The organism is Enorma massiliensis phI (genome assembly GCF_000311845.1).
GTDB lineage: Bacteria > Actinomycetota > Coriobacteriia > Coriobacteriales > Coriobacteriaceae > Enorma > Enorma massiliensis.
Genome location: NZ_HE978574.1, coordinates 1,021,248 through 1,035,337, shown reverse-complemented (window position 1 = coordinate 1,035,337; position 14,090 = coordinate 1,021,248). Strand labels below are relative to the sequence as shown.

The window sequence follows — 14,090 nt, the reverse complement described above, 5'->3', positions numbered from 1 at the left end:
AGCGCTTGCGCCATGAACACAGGATGCACCACATCGCAGGTGACGCGCCCAAAGGGCATCATCGGGACCGTAAGCCTCATGGACACCGAATCATCGTTGACAGGCACGGTGGGAAGGCACGTCCACCGCCACAAGCGCGCGAGAGCAAAAGAACGAAGCGGGCCTATAAGCCGGGTTCTGTCGAGGACGGTCATTTATCTTGGCACGCACGTCACCGTGCGGCTCCTCGCACGCTACCCGGGCGCGGGCCGGGCCGACCCATAGCGCCCCTATTTGCGCTTGCTCCGGATGGGGTTTACCAAGCCGCCGCGTTGCCGCGACGCTGGTGGTCTCTTACACCACCGTTTCAGCTTTTCCCTTTACGCGCCGAGTCAGCACGCAGGTGGGAGTCTTCTTTTCTGCGGCACTTTCCGTCGGGTTGCCCCGCCTGGCCGTTAGCCAGCATCCTGCCCTGTGGAGCCCGGACTTTCCTCACGCCTGTGCCGGAGCGCAGGTCGCGCGACCGTCCGGCCCGCTTCGCGCGAGGTATTGTAGCATCTGGCGCGGGTTACGGCGCGCAGGCCTCAAATCCACACGAGGCAAGCGACCCGTCGAATGCGAAATTTCCTCTGTCCTGATTTCTCACTCAGTCCTGGTTTTTCAAGATGGCAGTAAGCGAGGAGCCGTCGACGCATCGGGTGGCAGCCGCACGCGCAGCGGACGACCCGTTGAAAGCGATGCTTTCGCCCACCGCAGCGAAGAGCGGCAGATCCGAGCGGCTGTCTCCTACGGCGATGCACCGCGCAGGGTCGATGCCGCGCTCGGCACAGACCCTAAGAGCGTAGTCGCGCTTGTCGTATTCATCGAAAACGCGCTTCACCCGGCCGGTAAAGACGCCATCTTCCTCTTCGAGCACCGGGCCACAGCACCCCGCGAACCCAAACCGGCGACAAAGATACTCCCCCACGACCGTCCAAGCCAGCGAAGCGAGATGCGGCTCCATGCCAGCACCGCGGCATGCGTCAACCGTTTCACGGATGTCCGCGATCAAAGGCAGCTCGTCTAGCCACGACTCGACCTCGGCACGGCGGTAACCGCGCCATGAGGCTGCATCGATCGCGCAAACCTCGCCGTTATCGATGCGCCCCTCCTCGTAGGCGCGCTCGGCAGCCGCCATCTGCTCGAGAGACCCCAAGCGCTTTGCGATAAACGAACCCGTACTCGTATCCGGCACGAGCGTCCCGTCGATGTCGAAGAATATGAGCCGCTCCACCATCATGACCCTTCCAACTTGTACGCGAACATGCCCTACTGTACGCAACAAAGCGCTGCAATCACATAGTTCGAGTCTCGAATCAGCACTTTTGTTAAGCCCGGCATAGTATCTGAATTACTATACCCCCTGCATTCCCTGCGGAAATGCATTCGATGCGGAATGGCCTGCTCAGCGGATCACAAAAAGGCACTGGATCGAGGCTCGAGCTACTCCCTCGGCATTTTTACTGCCGCATAGCAAGAATAGCCCTGTCACCGCACGCAACTGCGTGCGCAATGCCTTCGTTGTAGCTCGAAATACCCTCGTGATCTCTTAGCCGGAACAAAACTTCCGTCAAAGGACTTGATTTTGGGATACCTTCAAACTATCCGCTACAAGCCCATCGCGTCTACCAGCAGTTTTTATGTTGCATCTAGCGGGTGTACTCGGAAGGTCTTCGAAAATTCGATCCTTTGACGCAAGATTTGCCCCCGGCGCCGCGCGAGTGCGCCGGCATCGCGAAATCTACCGTTCCACACCCCCCAACCCGCGCAAAATCGGACGGGCATTCCATCCAGCCGCAGGCGCGAGAAACGAGCCACGCGCTACGGCGGCGGCCTGCACGACAACGCGCTACGGCGGCGGCAACCCACACAAAATCGGGGCCGCTGCCAAAGCAACGGCCCCGCCCAAACGATGCGCTACATCAGCTTGCGGAAGAGGTTCTTGATATCCTCGACGCTCGCATCGCGCGGATTGCCGGGTGCGCAGGCGTCGGCATGAGCGGACTCAGAGAGGAAGTCGAGGTCCTCTTCCTTGAGACCGTCCACCTTCGTGGGGATGCCCACATCCTGCCCGAGCTTGGCCACGGCAGCCACAGCGGCAGCGCGGTACTCGTCCTGCGACATGTCGTCAACGCCCGCAACGCCCATAGCGCGAGCGATCTCGCGATACTTCTCGCCCGTTTCGGAAGCGTTGTACTCCATCACGATGGGCAGCGCCATGGCGCAGGCAACACCATGCGGCGTGTCGTAGACCGCGCCGAGGGTATGGGCCATGGAATGCGCGATGCCAAGCCCGACGTTGGAGAAGCCCATGCCCGCAATGTACTCGGCAAGGGCCATGCCCTCGCGGCCGCTGCCCGGTTCGCCGCTCTTGGCCTCGGCCACGGCGTCGCGCAGGTTCTGAGCGATCAAGCGGATGGCCTCGAGGTGGAACATGTCCGTCATCGCCCATGCCGCCTTCGTGGTGTAGCCCTCGATGGCATGGGTGAGCGCGTCCATACCGGTCGCAGCCGTAAGGCCCACAGGCATGGTGGCCATCATGTCGGGATCGACCACGGCAACCACGGGCATGTCATGCGGGTCAACGCAGACGAACTTGCGCTTGCGCTCAACGTCGGTGATGACGTAGTTGATCGTGACCTCGGCCGCGGTACCCGCCGTGGTGGGAACGGCAATGATCGGCGTGCACGGGTTCTTGGTGGGAGCAACGCCCTCGAGCGAGCGCACGTCCTCGAACTCGGGGTTTGCGATGATGATGCCGATGGCCTTCGAGGTGTCCATGGACGACCCGCCACCGATGGCGACGATGCAATCGGCGCCCGAAGCCTTGAAGGCCTCGACGCCATGCTGAACGTTCTCGATCGTGGGGTTGGGCTTGATATCGGAATAGACCTCATAGGGAACCTGGGCGGCATCGAGGAGGTCGGTCACCTTGGCCGTGATGCCGAACTTCACGAGGTCGGGGTCGGAGGCAACGAAGGCTTTCTTGAAGCCGCGGGCCGCGATCTCGTTCGGGATCTCGGTGATTGCACCCGATCCGTGATACGACGTCTCGTTGAGCATGATGCGCTGAACCATTGGAGTCTCCTCTCTACGCCGACGTGCGATACGCCGCGCCGGCAAACCTCAGGGCGTACCCACGCCCCGAATACGATTTCAATCTACCCGAACGCCCCTTCGCCTATTCTGCCGCTCCGGGCCACGAGCGCTACAATGGGGCCGTTGGAAACGCGTTCATAGGAGGTATCCATGTCCTTCGCCGACCTCACCCGCGCGCGCTATTCGTGCCGCTCCTACGAGGACCGCGCCACCGAGCCCGAGAAGCTCGCTGCAGTGGTGGAAGCGGGTCGCATCGCCCCTTCCGCCCACAACAACCACCCTACCCGAATCGTTATTTGCGACACTTCCGAGCTAAAGGAGAAGGCGGCGCACGCGGCCAACAGGTTCGCCAAAGACGGCAGCGTCTTCGGTGCGCCCGTGGTCATCCTCGCCTGCGCGCGCACCGAAGATGCCTGGGTACGCCGAAACGACGGCATGAACTCGTCGCTCATCGATACCTCGATCGTGGTCGACGAGATGATGATGCAGGCAACCGAGCTCGGCTTGGGAACCTGCTGGGTTTGCATGTTCGACCCTGAGATCGCACGCCAGGAGTTCGGCCTTCCCGAAGGGGTCGAGCCGGTATCGATGCTCACCATGGGCTATCCAGCGGACGAAATCGCCGAACCCGAGAAGCGAGAAGCCCGTTGCATCTCCCTAGAGCAGTTCTGCGACGTGACGCGCTAGCGTAGACGAAGCCTGGCAGGGGCCGGAGAAAGCCGCCGGCGCTCCGCCCCCTGCCTGTGGGCCTAGAGACCCATCTCTTCCTTGAGACGGGCGAGCTCCGCGTCAACGGCCGCCGTCGATGCGGAATCGGCATACTTCTTCTCCAGCTCGGCGGCAGCGTCCTCCGGCTCCGAAGAGAGCTCGCTCATGGCGTTGGAGCGGTCGAGCATCTCATCGGCCTTCGCCTCCATGCGGTCGAACGCGCTCATGGCACCGGCCGCGCGGTCGCCTGCGGAGGACATCTTGTTGACCTTGTCCTGGGTCTTCGCCACGGCGACCTTCGCCTTGATGGCCTCGCGCCGACTCTTCAGCTGCTCGATATCTCCCACGAGCTTGTCGTGCATCTCGCGCATCTTGGTTGCATTCTCGTGCGCGGCCTCCGCGGCAGCGCGCAGCCCCTCGCCCTTCGTTACGAGCTGCTGCTTCTTTGCCAAGAACGTTCGAGCATCGTCTTCATTGCCCGCCTCGAGTGCCGCACGGGCGAGGCCGTCGTACTTCGAGATGTCGGCCTCGTTCTCCTTGACCTGCCGCTCGGTGCGCGCCTCCTCCGCCATGACGCCGGCAGTCTCCTGCTTGACCTCGGCAAGCGACTCGGTGAGGTCGCGGAGGTACTGGTCGACCATCTTGGATGGATCCTCGGCTCGGTCGAGCAAATCGTTCACATTTGCCTTGATGATATCGGTAAAGCGGTCGAGCATGCCCATGTGCACTCCTTTGACTCTTCGCCGGGCCCACCCCGGCGCTTCGGCGCCCATGGACGCCGTCTTGTACCTTCTACCCCCAGAGCGGGTACAGCATCACGCGCCGTCTCAGTCTTTCGGGCCCTGGTACTTCTTCTCCAAATCTTCGAGGTCCTGATCGCCGAACGTCTCGAGCGGCGTGTTGAGCACCTCTTCCATGCGCTTGGCTTCCCGCTCCTTCGATGCTCGGTAGCTCTTCACCCCAAAGAACACGAGCCCGGCCACGATGACTACCGCTGCGCAAACGGCGACATACACCACAGGCGATGTCGTGCGGCTCATGATGCGCGCTCCCGTGTCCTCGAAAGCCCGCGCGAAGATCTCGTCTTCGGATATCGAATAGTCTTGGTAGTACCTATCGAGGTAATCGGCGAGAATCCCGATCGCTTCGTCATCCATCACGGTCTTGGCCTGGCTACCAACCGTATAGCCGCAGTTGAACGACCCGTTGCCATCGTCGCAGAACACGAGGAGGAAGCCCGCTTCGTCGTCGAAGACCTCATCGTACAGCTCGTCAGCGCGTTGGGAGAGCGCCTCGGTCGAGGTCTCGCTCCCATTGGGGAGGATCCACACGAACGGTTGCACGCCCGTCTCATCCTGGAAGGCGTCAAGCCCGCGCTCAATCGTTCCCGAGCTATAGATCCAGCCCCCATCTTCATCGCGATAATGCTGAGAGAGCTGGGTGGTGACCGCGCTTGCGGGCAGCGCCTCGCGATCAACCGTTGATGCGGAGATGTCTGCGCTCATGGCGGTAGACGTGCACGATGTCAAGCGAGTCGCAACGGTACCGAGAAGCGCCATGAGCACGACGGCGGCGAGCGCCGCCACGATGATCGAAGCGCAACCGCATCCCGAACCACCCGAATCCCCGCCAGAACCCCTCCCGGAGCCCCCGGAACCGCGCCCCATGCCGTAGCCGGCCATGAACGGCCAGAAGCTACCGCCACCGTAAGAGCGCGGGCCATGCCAACGCGGCGCGCCGAAACCGCCCCCGAATCCGCCGAAGCGGGGGCCGCCCGAACGACCGCTCCTGCCGTGACCGCCTCCCCCGGAGAAGCCTCCCGAAGATCTGCCTCCGCCGGAGAACCCTCCGCTGCGGCCACCGCCTCCCGACCTGCCGCCAGACCTGCCCATACGCATCCCTTCGCCGTCATTCTTCATGCAATGTCATTGGTTCCATTATGCCCAAAGGGAGCGGGAAAGGCGCAATCGAACGTGCACCCCCTTTTGGCAGGCAAAGCACCCCTGGCCACGACATGGAACGCTCGCGCCCCTCGACATGAAAAAAGGCACCGTCCGATGGGCGGTGCCTTTCGTCTGCGAAGCGCTTACCTCGCAAGTTGAAGCATATGCTAGTCCAGATCGTCCACGCCGAAGTTGTCGAGCGGGGCGAAGGGATCGGCGACCGGGGTGACGGGCGCGGGCTCGGGAGCCGGGGTAGCCACCGGGGCAGACTGGAGCACCGGAGCGGCACCCGCAGCGGCGGAGCCAACGGGCAGCGAAGAAACCATGAGCTCGGGCGGGAAGGAGTTCTGAGCATCGTCCATGAAGTGCTGGAGCAGCTTCAGGTACTCCTCCTTGAACTCCTCGCGGGAAGCCTTGAGACGATCGATCTCCTTCAGCTCCTCCTGCTTCTCCTGCAGGGCCTGGCGGATGACGTCGCGCGCCTTGGCATCGGCCTCGTTGCAGATGTGGTCGGCATTCTGCTGAGCCTCGGCAACGATGGCGTCCGCCGTCTGCTGAGCAGCGATGAGGGCCGCGGAAATCTGACGCTCGGAGGCGCCCATGCTCGACGGCTGCTGCACCGGCGCGGGCGCGGCAATCGTCTGAGCCTGCGCGTTCGCAAGCTGGTCCTGAGCATCGGCGAGCTGCTGCTCGGTCGCCGTCAGGCGATTCTTGAGATCGACGATCTTGGCAAGCATCGCGTCGACCTCGGTAGCAAGCTGCTCGAGGAAGACATCGACCTCAGCGGGATCGTAGCCGCGCTTGGCCTCGGAAAACGTCTGAGCCTGAATGTCGGCGGGTGTGATTGCCATGAGCACTCCTTTTCATCGCACGCAGGACCTTGCCCCGCTTGCGCCTAGACACTGCATCCTAAACGATTATACCTATTACCAGCCGCGACACGAGATTCAACGCAAGAACCGCAATAACGGGAGAGAAATCGAGGCCGCCCATCGGAGGGATAAACCGACGGAAGAGGCCCAGATAGGGCTCGCAAAGCGATTGAAGCACCATGCCGATATCGTGCACCAAGCTACCCTCGCGGATCGGGAACCACGAGAGCAGGATGTAGACGATGATGAGCATCTCGTAGAAATCGACGAGCGTAACGACGAGCTGAGCGACCGAGTAGGCGTTCAAGGTGAAAGTCGGAATCGTCAAGCACCCCCGCCTATTTGAGGAAACCGTCGTCGCGGAGCTTTGCAAGATCGGAGTCTTTAACCTCACAACCCTGGGGAAGCACCATGAACACGCGGTCGCCCACCTCTTTGACGGAAGCGCCGAGGCCGCAGGCGAAACCATAGCTGAAGTCGAGAACGCGCTTGGCTACCTCTGTGCGCACGCCCACGAAGACAAGCGCCACGGGCTGCTTGGTGCGCACGCGACGCACGACGGTCTCGACGTCGTCGTAGCTCTCCGGGCGCAGCACGTATGCCGGCAGCTGGGGAGTCGCGTTCAGGATAGAGCTTGCATGCCGGTCGATGGCTGCAGCCTCAGGGGCCGGGGCGGCCGCAGCGTGCTCGCGCACCGAGGCAGCATAGCTCGAGGGCGTATCGTAGGCCCCGGGACGATAGGAATCCTGGCTCCGGGCGGGAGGATTGTACGTGGTGGCATGACGGTCCGCATCGCCCACGAGCTGGCCTGAGCGCGTGTAGACCGCGACGGACTCCGCCTCGCCGCGACGGGTCTGCCCGAGCATGCCGTTCGAAGGCTCTGCGGGCTGCGCGGCATAACCGCCGCTATAGCCCTGCGCACCATAGGCGTCTTCCGTGGTCTGGTAGTCGTCCTGATAATCGCCGTCATAGTAATCGTTATAGCCGTCACCCTCGTCATAGCCGTCTTGGCCGTAGGAAGCTTGACCTTGGCCGAAGGGGAGCCGACTCTTGATGTCGTCTAAGAAGCCCATCTCTCAACCTCTCTGCATGCTGCGATTCGTGTACGGTTGCAGGTCTGAGTTGGCCTGACCTGCTTATCGTACCAGAACTGCCCTATTCTAGGCCCTTGTACCCCGCAAGATGCGGCAACGATTCCTAAAATACCCCTCCCAATGCAATGTTCACACTCATGCTTGCCACATGCGCATGCGCCAGCGTGCAAGGAGCGGCTATGCGCCTAGGCGAGCGCGAAGGACGGATCGAACGCGACCCTACCGAGCCTGATGAGCGTGGACCCTTCCTCGATAGCCGCCTCGAAGTCCTCGCTCATACCACAGGAGAGCTCGGCAAGGTCGACCGAGGGGTAGGATGCGGCCAACTCGTCGCGCAGATCGCGTAGGCCGGCAAACGTCTCGTGAGCGCAGCGAACATCCCCACGGGGAGCCATCGTCATGAGACCGGTGATGCGAATACCCGGGAGCTGCGCGAGCTGGGAGAATGCATTTCGCAGGTCATCGGGGGCAAACCCTGACTTCGAGGCCTCGCCCGAGACGTTCACCTCGATGAGAACCGGCTGCGGGCCGGCCAGCTCCCCCGCCTCGACGCGGCGTGCGGCACGGGAGGAAACCGCCTCGGCAAGGTGAAGCGAGCTGATGGAATGGATGCACGCGGCGCGACCGAGCACGGCGTTGATCTTGTTGGTCTGCAAGTTGCCGATCATATCGAATCTAAGATCGCGAGCATCGGCACCGGCAACGCACCCGTCCTCGCCGGCGAGCACGGAAAGTCCCTCGAGCTTACGCACGAGTTCCTGCGGCCGGTTCTCGCCAAAGAAGCGATACCCCGCATCGATGGCAGCGACCACCTGCGGCACGTCGACCGTCTTGGAGACGGCCATCACCTTAACCGAGCCGGCCTTGCGCCCGCTCCGCGCAAGCGCCGCATCGACCCGCTCCATGATCGCCTCGCGCCGACGTGCGACAGCCTCGCGATACGCATCTAGCTCAGACATACCATGCACCTCTTGTCGTCGATAACCTCCCCATACTACCGCAGAGCGCGACCCTGCGAAGAGGATCGCGCTCGAACGCGCAATGTTTACGGTTTTGATGAGCGCCGCCTCCGCATGGAGGTGCGCGCGGCGCCTGGTCGGCGGGCGAGGCACTCGGGTGCTTACTCAGCCGGCATGGTTCCTGCGGCGCTTACTCAGCGGGCGAGACCCCCGCGGTGCCCTCGATGAGCTCGCACACGCGTTGATCGAGCTCGTCGCGCGGGATGCGCGCCACGCAGAGCGCATCGGATGCTGGGTCGAGAAACGCGCCCTCTCCCGCCGGAACCCTCATTCCCTCGAGCTCGTCCTCATCGAAGGTAGCGATTTCCATCTGGTTCCACCGCTGGCCGGTGAGCAGGAACAGGACGCGCGCGGCTGCGTCGATGCTGTACTGCGCGCACCGGTCGAGATAGCGCGACGCCATGATTACACGGCGCAGGTCGTCGTATGAGCTATCGTCGCTCCCCTCGCCGAGATCGATGGCCGCCATGCGATTGTACGAACGGAAGAACTCTTCGTAGACGCCGTGAGCAGACTCCTCCTGCTCGCTCAGCTCGCGCAAAAGACCGAGGTCGTTCAGCACGAGCACCGAGGCGGCCGTTCCCATGACCCTATAGACGGTCTTCGCCTCTTCCTCAACGAGCTCGATAAGCTCTGCCGGAAGCTCGATATCGGCCGAGACCCGCAGCTTTGCCGCACGTGCGGTGCGACGGACCTTATCGCACATGCGCTGCAGGCAGAAATCGGTATAGATGATGGTCTGGAGAAGCCTGAAATCCGATGCGACCGGCCCTTGGGTAGCGATGAGGTTGTAGCAGACCGCTTCGAGGTTCGCGCAGCGCGCATCGATTTGGTACGTCTTCTCCCGCGTAGCGCCCGCGAGCTTCTTGTCTCCCGAGATGAATGCGCGCACGGCATCGTGGAGGGCGAGGTCGATCGTCTCGTAGATCGAGAGCATCTCGTGGCGTGCCTCCACGAGCTGGCGATGGTACAGCTTTCGCATGGTCTACTCCTTACAAGCCAAACCGAATACAAGCAGGTCAAATACACCAGGGGCGGCAGCGCGGCCCGGCTCGCACAGCGAATCGCCGCAGGCGGGCAGGGTGCAACGCCCCCACCTCACTCTACGTGGCGCATGTAAGGAATGTGTAAGGAGCCGTTCGTCACCCGGCAAACGGTCGGGGGTACCGGGTCAGCGCATCACCGCGACCGCAGCATGACGCCCGCAGGAGCCGTTCTCGGCACGATAGGAGTAGAAGCGGTCGTTGTGGCGAACGGTGGAAAGACACGTATCAAGAACTGACCCTTCCGCCAAACCGGCGCGAACGAGTGCCTGCGTGATGGCGCGCGCAAGGTCGAGCATCCGCGGGCCCGACGGGTTGGTATCGGTGAACCGCTGGGAGAACTGCTCGATGAGCTCAGCGGAGACCTCGTATTCATCACCCAGGACGTGCGGGCCAATATATGCACGCATATCGCTCGGCGCGCAGCCCGTGGCCTCACCCAATGCACGCGCCGCCGTTCCGGCGATTTCCGCATACGTGCCCCGCCAGCCCGAATGGACGACGGCGAAACCGCCCGGGCAGACAACGATCACGGGAACGCAGTCGGCAAAGCACAGCAGCACCGGTACGCCCGGAACGGTGCACACGACGGCATCGGCGCCCGCAGTTGCCTCAGCGCGAGCCCCACCAAGCGCTGCCGCATCCGAAGAGGACACGGTCACGACATGGTCGCCGTGGACCTGGTTGGGAACGATAAGGCGGCCGAGCGCCTCCTCGCATCCGAGCGCTGCAAGCACGCGGCGCCGGTTCTCCTGGACCGCCTCGGGCTCATCACCCACATGGCTTCCCAGATTCAACGAGGCGTAAGGGGGCTTCGAAACTCCGCCCGTCCGCTCGGTGAATCCGAATGCAACCGGGCCTTCGAGGGACCCCACCAACGCAACGCCCGTATCGTTTACCAAACGTTCAAGCTCCTGCATAGCGCCTCCCCAAGCGCGAGTCCATGTGTTCTGTTCATTCTACATGCCATCCAGCGCGGCGGCCCATACGACATCCCACGCGGCCTTCTACAAGGCAGCTCACACGACATCTCTTGCGGCGACCTACGAGGTAGCCTGCATGGCATCTTATGCGGCGGCCCACGAGGCATCCTGCATGGCACCTTATGCGGCGGCCCACACGGCATCTTACATGCCGAATTACGCAATAAGGAGAAAAATATCGGCTCTTATTGCGTAATTCGGCATGCAACTTTGAAAAGGGCTCACGGGAGTGCCCGCTTGGCTCGTTCGCTCGATACGAGAAGCGCCGAGGCAATCAGCCCCGGCGCTCATGCAATGCAACCAATTGTGCCGATGCAGGCGAATCCGTCCGCATCCGCGATGCAGGCTAGAAGTTGCCGCGCTTCAGGAAATCGGGAAGCTCGAACTGGTCGTTACCGAAGTTCGGAACCTCGGTGCCACCGATGGTGCGCGTCGAAGAAGACTGCTTGCTCTGCTGAGCGGGCGCGGAAACAGGCTCGCTCTTCTGGGTGCTCGCCTGGAAGAGCTGATCCTGACGGCCCACGTTGGCATCGGAGAAGCCGGTGGCGATGACGGTGATGCGCACCTGATCGCCGAGCGACTCGTCCACCACGGTACCGAAGATGATGTTCGCCTCGGGGTCGACGGCGTTCGCCACGAGGTCGGCGGCGTCGTTGATCTCCTGGATGCCGAGGTCCTTGGAGCCGGCGATGGAGAGCAGCACGCGCGTGGCACCATCGATGGAGCTCTCGAGCAGGCGGCTCGAGATGGCCTGTTGGGCAGCGTCCACGGCGCGGTTGTCGCCAGAGGCGGTGCCGATGCCCATCATGGCGGTACCGGCCTGCTTCATGATGGTCTTCACGTCGGCGAAGTCGAGGTTGATGATGCCGGGCACGGTGATGAGGTCCGTGATGCCCTGGGTGCCCTGGGAAAGCACGCCATCGGCCGTGGCGAAGGCCTCGAGCATGGTGGTCTTCTTCTCGGCGATGTCGAGCAGCTTGTCATTCGGGATGACAATCATAGTGTCGACGCAGTCGGCCAGGGTACGGATGCCCTCCTCGGCGCTCGCCTTGCGCTTGCGGCCCTCGAAGGTGAAGGGCTTCGTCACGACGGCCACGGTCAGCGCGCCGATGTCGTTCATGGCGATGTCGGCCACGATGGGAGCAGCGCCGGTTCCGGTGCCGCCGCCTTCGCCGCACGTGATGAACACCATGTCGGCGCCTTCGAGCGCCTCCTGGATATCGTCACGGCTCTCGTCGGCAGCCTTGCGGCCGATCTCGGGGTTCGCGCCGGCGCCCAGGCCACGCGTAAGATCGGTACCGATGTGGACCTTGATGTCCGCATCCGAGATCGCGAGCGCCTGCGCGTCCGTGTTGATGGCCACGAACTCGACGCCGCGGATACCCTCCTCGATCATGCGGTTGACCGCGTTGGTTCCGCCGCCGCCGACGCCCACCACTTTGATGACGGCAAGGTAGTTGCTGATCTCGCTCTCGTGCATGTCGGTCCTCCGAATTCGGACTGCGGTTCCGGGTTAAACTCTAACGTTCAAGTTTACATTAAACGTCGAGGTAAATCGGCATATCTTTGCACAAAAATGCAGTTGGAGTCAAATGGACGGAGGCGAAAATATGAAGCTCGCTGCATATTCGCAGGTCGGGCGGGGTGACATCATGCAACGCGGATTTCAGGGTGCGTGCTCGACGCGCAACGCCCCTCTCACAGAACACCACGGAGACACGGACGGGCCTGGGCGCAGCGCGGGTCACAGGAGAGCGTTCAGAGCTTTGATAGACGCCCTTCGCACCTGCTGGGCGTTTCTTGCGCCCCGCACGGACACCCGGCTCCTCCCCGGGCGTGCTGCGGCAGCCCGGCGCACCCCGCACGCACCGCAGTAGCCCAGCGCTCCCAGAGCGCACACGGACGCGCGGCTCCTCCCTAAGCGCTCGGCGCGCTACGGTATGTCGGGCTCTCGGGGTTGCGGACATCGATATACGTGATGCCCTGCACCTGGTCGAGAAGCCCGGTAACGACCCGTTCCTTGAGCGAGACGTCGGTAGGCTCCCCGAGCGCGACCTCGATGCCATTCGAAAGGAAGACGGAGATGGCATCGACCGACTCGAGCGACAGGTAATCGACCTGCGCGAGGAAGTCGCTTGAGAAGCCGCTTACGTACTCCAGCCCCGCCGTGATGACATCCGAAGAAACCTTACTGCCTTCGGAGGGTTCGACATCGGATGCTATGTCGGTGAACAGCACCGCACCGTCCTGGCGTGCAAGCGCCAGCGCGGCGTTGATGCCTGTTAAGGTTTGCGTACCGTCGGCGGCACTGCCATCGGAGCTCGAAGCGTTATCCGCCGAAGCTGTGTCGGAGCCCGAGCCGCCATCGGCTGGAGCCGTATCGGAATCTGCGGAGGAGCCGCCCTCGGCATCACCGGCTGCATCTGAATCAGAAGATGCACCCGAGGTGTCCGCGCCGTCACCGGACGACGAAGCGTCGCCATCCGTGCTGTCAGAGGAAGCTGCATCGCCGCCCGCACCGTCAGAAGAAGCAGAGGCATCCTCCGAGCCATCACTACCCTGCTGCAGGCTTGCCTGCGTGCCCGCCGTGCCCGAAACGACGCTCCCCTCGGCGTCTACCGCGACCGACAGCGAGATGGGCGCGATCCAGGTGCCGCTCGCATCGATTGCCCAGGCAACGTCGCTCGAGGTGATGTAGGCGATTGCAGCGACCTTGTACTCAACCGGGGTAATGGTAATCGTATGCGGGAACGTACGCTCGATCTGCACGCTCTCGACCCAGGGATTCTGTTTGAGCGACGCCTCGATCGCCGATGCGTCGTAATTGAAGAGCGTCGAACCCTCGGGAACGTCCACCAAACGCTCGACCGTATCCTGCGTAACATGCTCGCTGCCGTTCACGACGACCTCCGTCACCGAGAAGATCGGCGAGTTGGTAACGACCACCCCGCCAACGACCAGCACCAGGAGCACCGCAGCGACCACCGCCACGATGCGCCCCGGAATCGCGACAGCGGGAAGCTTGATGCGACTGAGCACGGAGGCAAGGCCTGCGCGCCCCTCGCCCGCACCGCCGGAAGCGCGCACGGCGCCGCGTTTCGCAACACCAGAAGGCTTCGGTGAGGGTTTCAAACGGGAGGCGCCCGAAGCGCCGAGCTTGGAACGAGATGCGGGAGACGCGGCCGCCGGCTGGCGCAGCGGTTTGCGCCCCGCGGCAGGGCGCGACGAGACGGACCCCGCAACAGGCCGCGACGAAGCCTTCGCCGCAGGCTTGGGAGCAAGACGGGACGCTCCTGCCTGCCTAGCGGTGC

At 63.0% G+C, this 14,090-nt stretch carries 13 protein-coding genes and 1 other RNA gene; 1 reads left to right on the top strand and 13 read right to left on the bottom strand.

From position 1 onward, the window contains the following. Positions 1–150: 150 nt before the first annotated feature. The 3 genes from rnpB to fucO all read right to left on the bottom strand — a co-directional run bounded on the left by rnpB (position 151) and on the right by fucO (position 3,096). An RNA gene (gene rnpB, locus HGEM_RS09765) (RNase P RNA component class A) lies at positions 151–518 on the bottom strand. 107 nt (positions 519–625) lie between these two features. Then, complete coding sequence (locus HGEM_RS04295; protein WP_195891235.1) at positions 626–1,258, bottom strand: HAD family hydrolase; 633 nt, start codon at positions 1,256–1,258, stop codon at positions 626–628. Between the two features lie 677 nt (positions 1,259–1,935). Then, positions 1,936–3,096: a lactaldehyde reductase gene (gene fucO / locus HGEM_RS04290; RefSeq protein ID WP_019128180.1), complete on the bottom strand. Its 1,161-nt coding sequence runs from the start codon at positions 3,094–3,096 to the stop codon at positions 1,936–1,938. A 171-nt stretch (positions 3,097–3,267) separates the two neighbouring features. On the opposite strand from fucO, the gene HGEM_RS04285 reads away from it, so the two are divergent. Beyond that, on the top strand, positions 3,268–3,804 hold the full coding sequence (locus tag HGEM_RS04285) for a nitroreductase family protein (RefSeq protein ID WP_019128179.1): 537 nt from the start codon (positions 3,268–3,270) through the stop codon (positions 3,802–3,804). Positions 3,805–3,866: 62 nt separating this feature from the next. Here the strand turns inward: HGEM_RS04285 and HGEM_RS04280 are convergent, their stop codons facing one another. From HGEM_RS04280 to HGEM_RS04230, 10 genes are all read right to left on the bottom strand, one after another. Continuing rightward, the gene (locus HGEM_RS04280) at positions 3,867–4,547 is read right to left on the bottom strand and encodes a PspA/IM30 family protein (protein WP_019128178.1); all 681 of its coding nucleotides are present in this window, start codon (positions 4,545–4,547) and stop codon (positions 3,867–3,869) included. Positions 4,548–4,652: 105 nt separating this feature from the next. Next, a complete protein-coding gene (locus HGEM_RS04275; protein WP_154646803.1) occupies positions 4,653–5,717 on the bottom strand; it encodes a hypothetical protein in 1,065 nt (354 codons plus the stop codon). Positions 5,718–5,935: 218 nt separating this feature from the next. Next, a complete protein-coding gene (locus HGEM_RS04270; protein WP_019128176.1) occupies positions 5,936–6,619 on the bottom strand; it encodes a DivIVA domain-containing protein in 684 nt (227 codons plus the stop codon). Positions 6,620–6,677: 58 nt separating this feature from the next. Beyond that, positions 6,678–6,968 (bottom strand): YggT family protein, encoded by a 291-nt coding sequence (locus HGEM_RS04265; protein ID WP_019128175.1) that lies wholly within the window; start codon positions 6,966–6,968, stop codon positions 6,678–6,680. Between the two features lie 10 nt (positions 6,969–6,978). Further along, the gene (gene sepF, locus HGEM_RS04260; RefSeq protein WP_019128174.1) at positions 6,979–7,713 is read right to left on the bottom strand and encodes a cell division protein SepF; all 735 of its coding nucleotides are present in this window, start codon (positions 7,711–7,713) and stop codon (positions 6,979–6,981) included. Between the two features lie 206 nt (positions 7,714–7,919). Then, entirely contained in the window at positions 7,920–8,693 is a 774-nt protein-coding gene (locus HGEM_RS04255) for a YggS family pyridoxal phosphate-dependent enzyme (RefSeq protein WP_019128173.1), read from the bottom strand. Between the two features lie 190 nt (positions 8,694–8,883). Beyond that, a complete protein-coding gene (locus tag HGEM_RS04250; RefSeq protein WP_019128172.1) occupies positions 8,884–9,735 on the bottom strand; it encodes a phosphate signaling complex PhoU family protein in 852 nt (283 codons plus the stop codon). A gap of 189 nt (positions 9,736–9,924) precedes the next feature. Next, on the bottom strand, positions 9,925–10,716 hold the full coding sequence (locus tag HGEM_RS04245) for a purine nucleoside phosphorylase YfiH/LACC1 family protein (RefSeq protein WP_019128171.1): 792 nt from the start codon (positions 10,714–10,716) through the stop codon (positions 9,925–9,927). A 409-nt stretch (positions 10,717–11,125) separates the two neighbouring features. Beyond that, complete coding sequence (gene ftsZ, locus HGEM_RS04240; RefSeq protein ID WP_019128170.1) at positions 11,126–12,259, bottom strand: cell division protein FtsZ; 1,134 nt, start codon at positions 12,257–12,259, stop codon at positions 11,126–11,128. A gap of 437 nt (positions 12,260–12,696) precedes the next feature. Next, a partial coding sequence (locus tag HGEM_RS04230) for a cell division protein FtsQ/DivIB (protein WP_081580807.1) occupies positions 12,697–14,090 on the bottom strand: 1,394 nt, incomplete at its 5' end.

Coding starts and splice junctions, on each gene's coding strand:
- HGEM_RS04295 (WP_195891235.1), bottom strand. CDS start 1,258: ATGATGGTGGAGCGGCTCATATTCTTCGACATCGACGGGACGCTCGTG.
- fucO (WP_019128180.1), bottom strand. CDS start 3,096: ATGGTTCAGCGCATCATGCTCAACGAGACGTCGTATCACGGATCGGGT.
- HGEM_RS04285 (WP_019128179.1), top strand. CDS start 3,268: ATGTCCTTCGCCGACCTCACCCGCGCGCGCTATTCGTGCCGCTCCTAC.
- HGEM_RS04280 (WP_019128178.1), bottom strand. CDS start 4,547: ATGGGCATGCTCGACCGCTTTACCGATATCATCAAGGCAAATGTGAAC.
- HGEM_RS04275 (WP_154646803.1), bottom strand. CDS start 5,717: ATGGGCAGGTCTGGCGGCAGGTCGGGAGGCGGTGGCCGCAGCGGAGGG.
- HGEM_RS04270 (WP_019128176.1), bottom strand. CDS start 6,619: ATGGCAATCACACCCGCCGACATTCAGGCTCAGACGTTTTCCGAGGCC.
- sepF (WP_019128174.1), bottom strand. CDS start 7,713: ATGGGCTTCTTAGACGACATCAAGAGTCGGCTCCCCTTCGGCCAAGGT.
- HGEM_RS04255 (WP_019128173.1), bottom strand. CDS start 8,693: ATGTCTGAGCTAGATGCGTATCGCGAGGCTGTCGCACGTCGGCGCGAG.
- HGEM_RS04250 (WP_019128172.1), bottom strand. CDS start 9,735: ATGCGAAAGCTGTACCATCGCCAGCTCGTGGAGGCACGCCACGAGATG.
- HGEM_RS04245 (WP_019128171.1), bottom strand. CDS start 10,716: ATGCAGGAGCTTGAACGTTTGGTAAACGATACGGGCGTTGCGTTGGTG.
- ftsZ (WP_019128170.1), bottom strand. CDS start 12,259: ATGCACGAGAGCGAGATCAGCAACTACCTTGCCGTCATCAAAGTGGTG.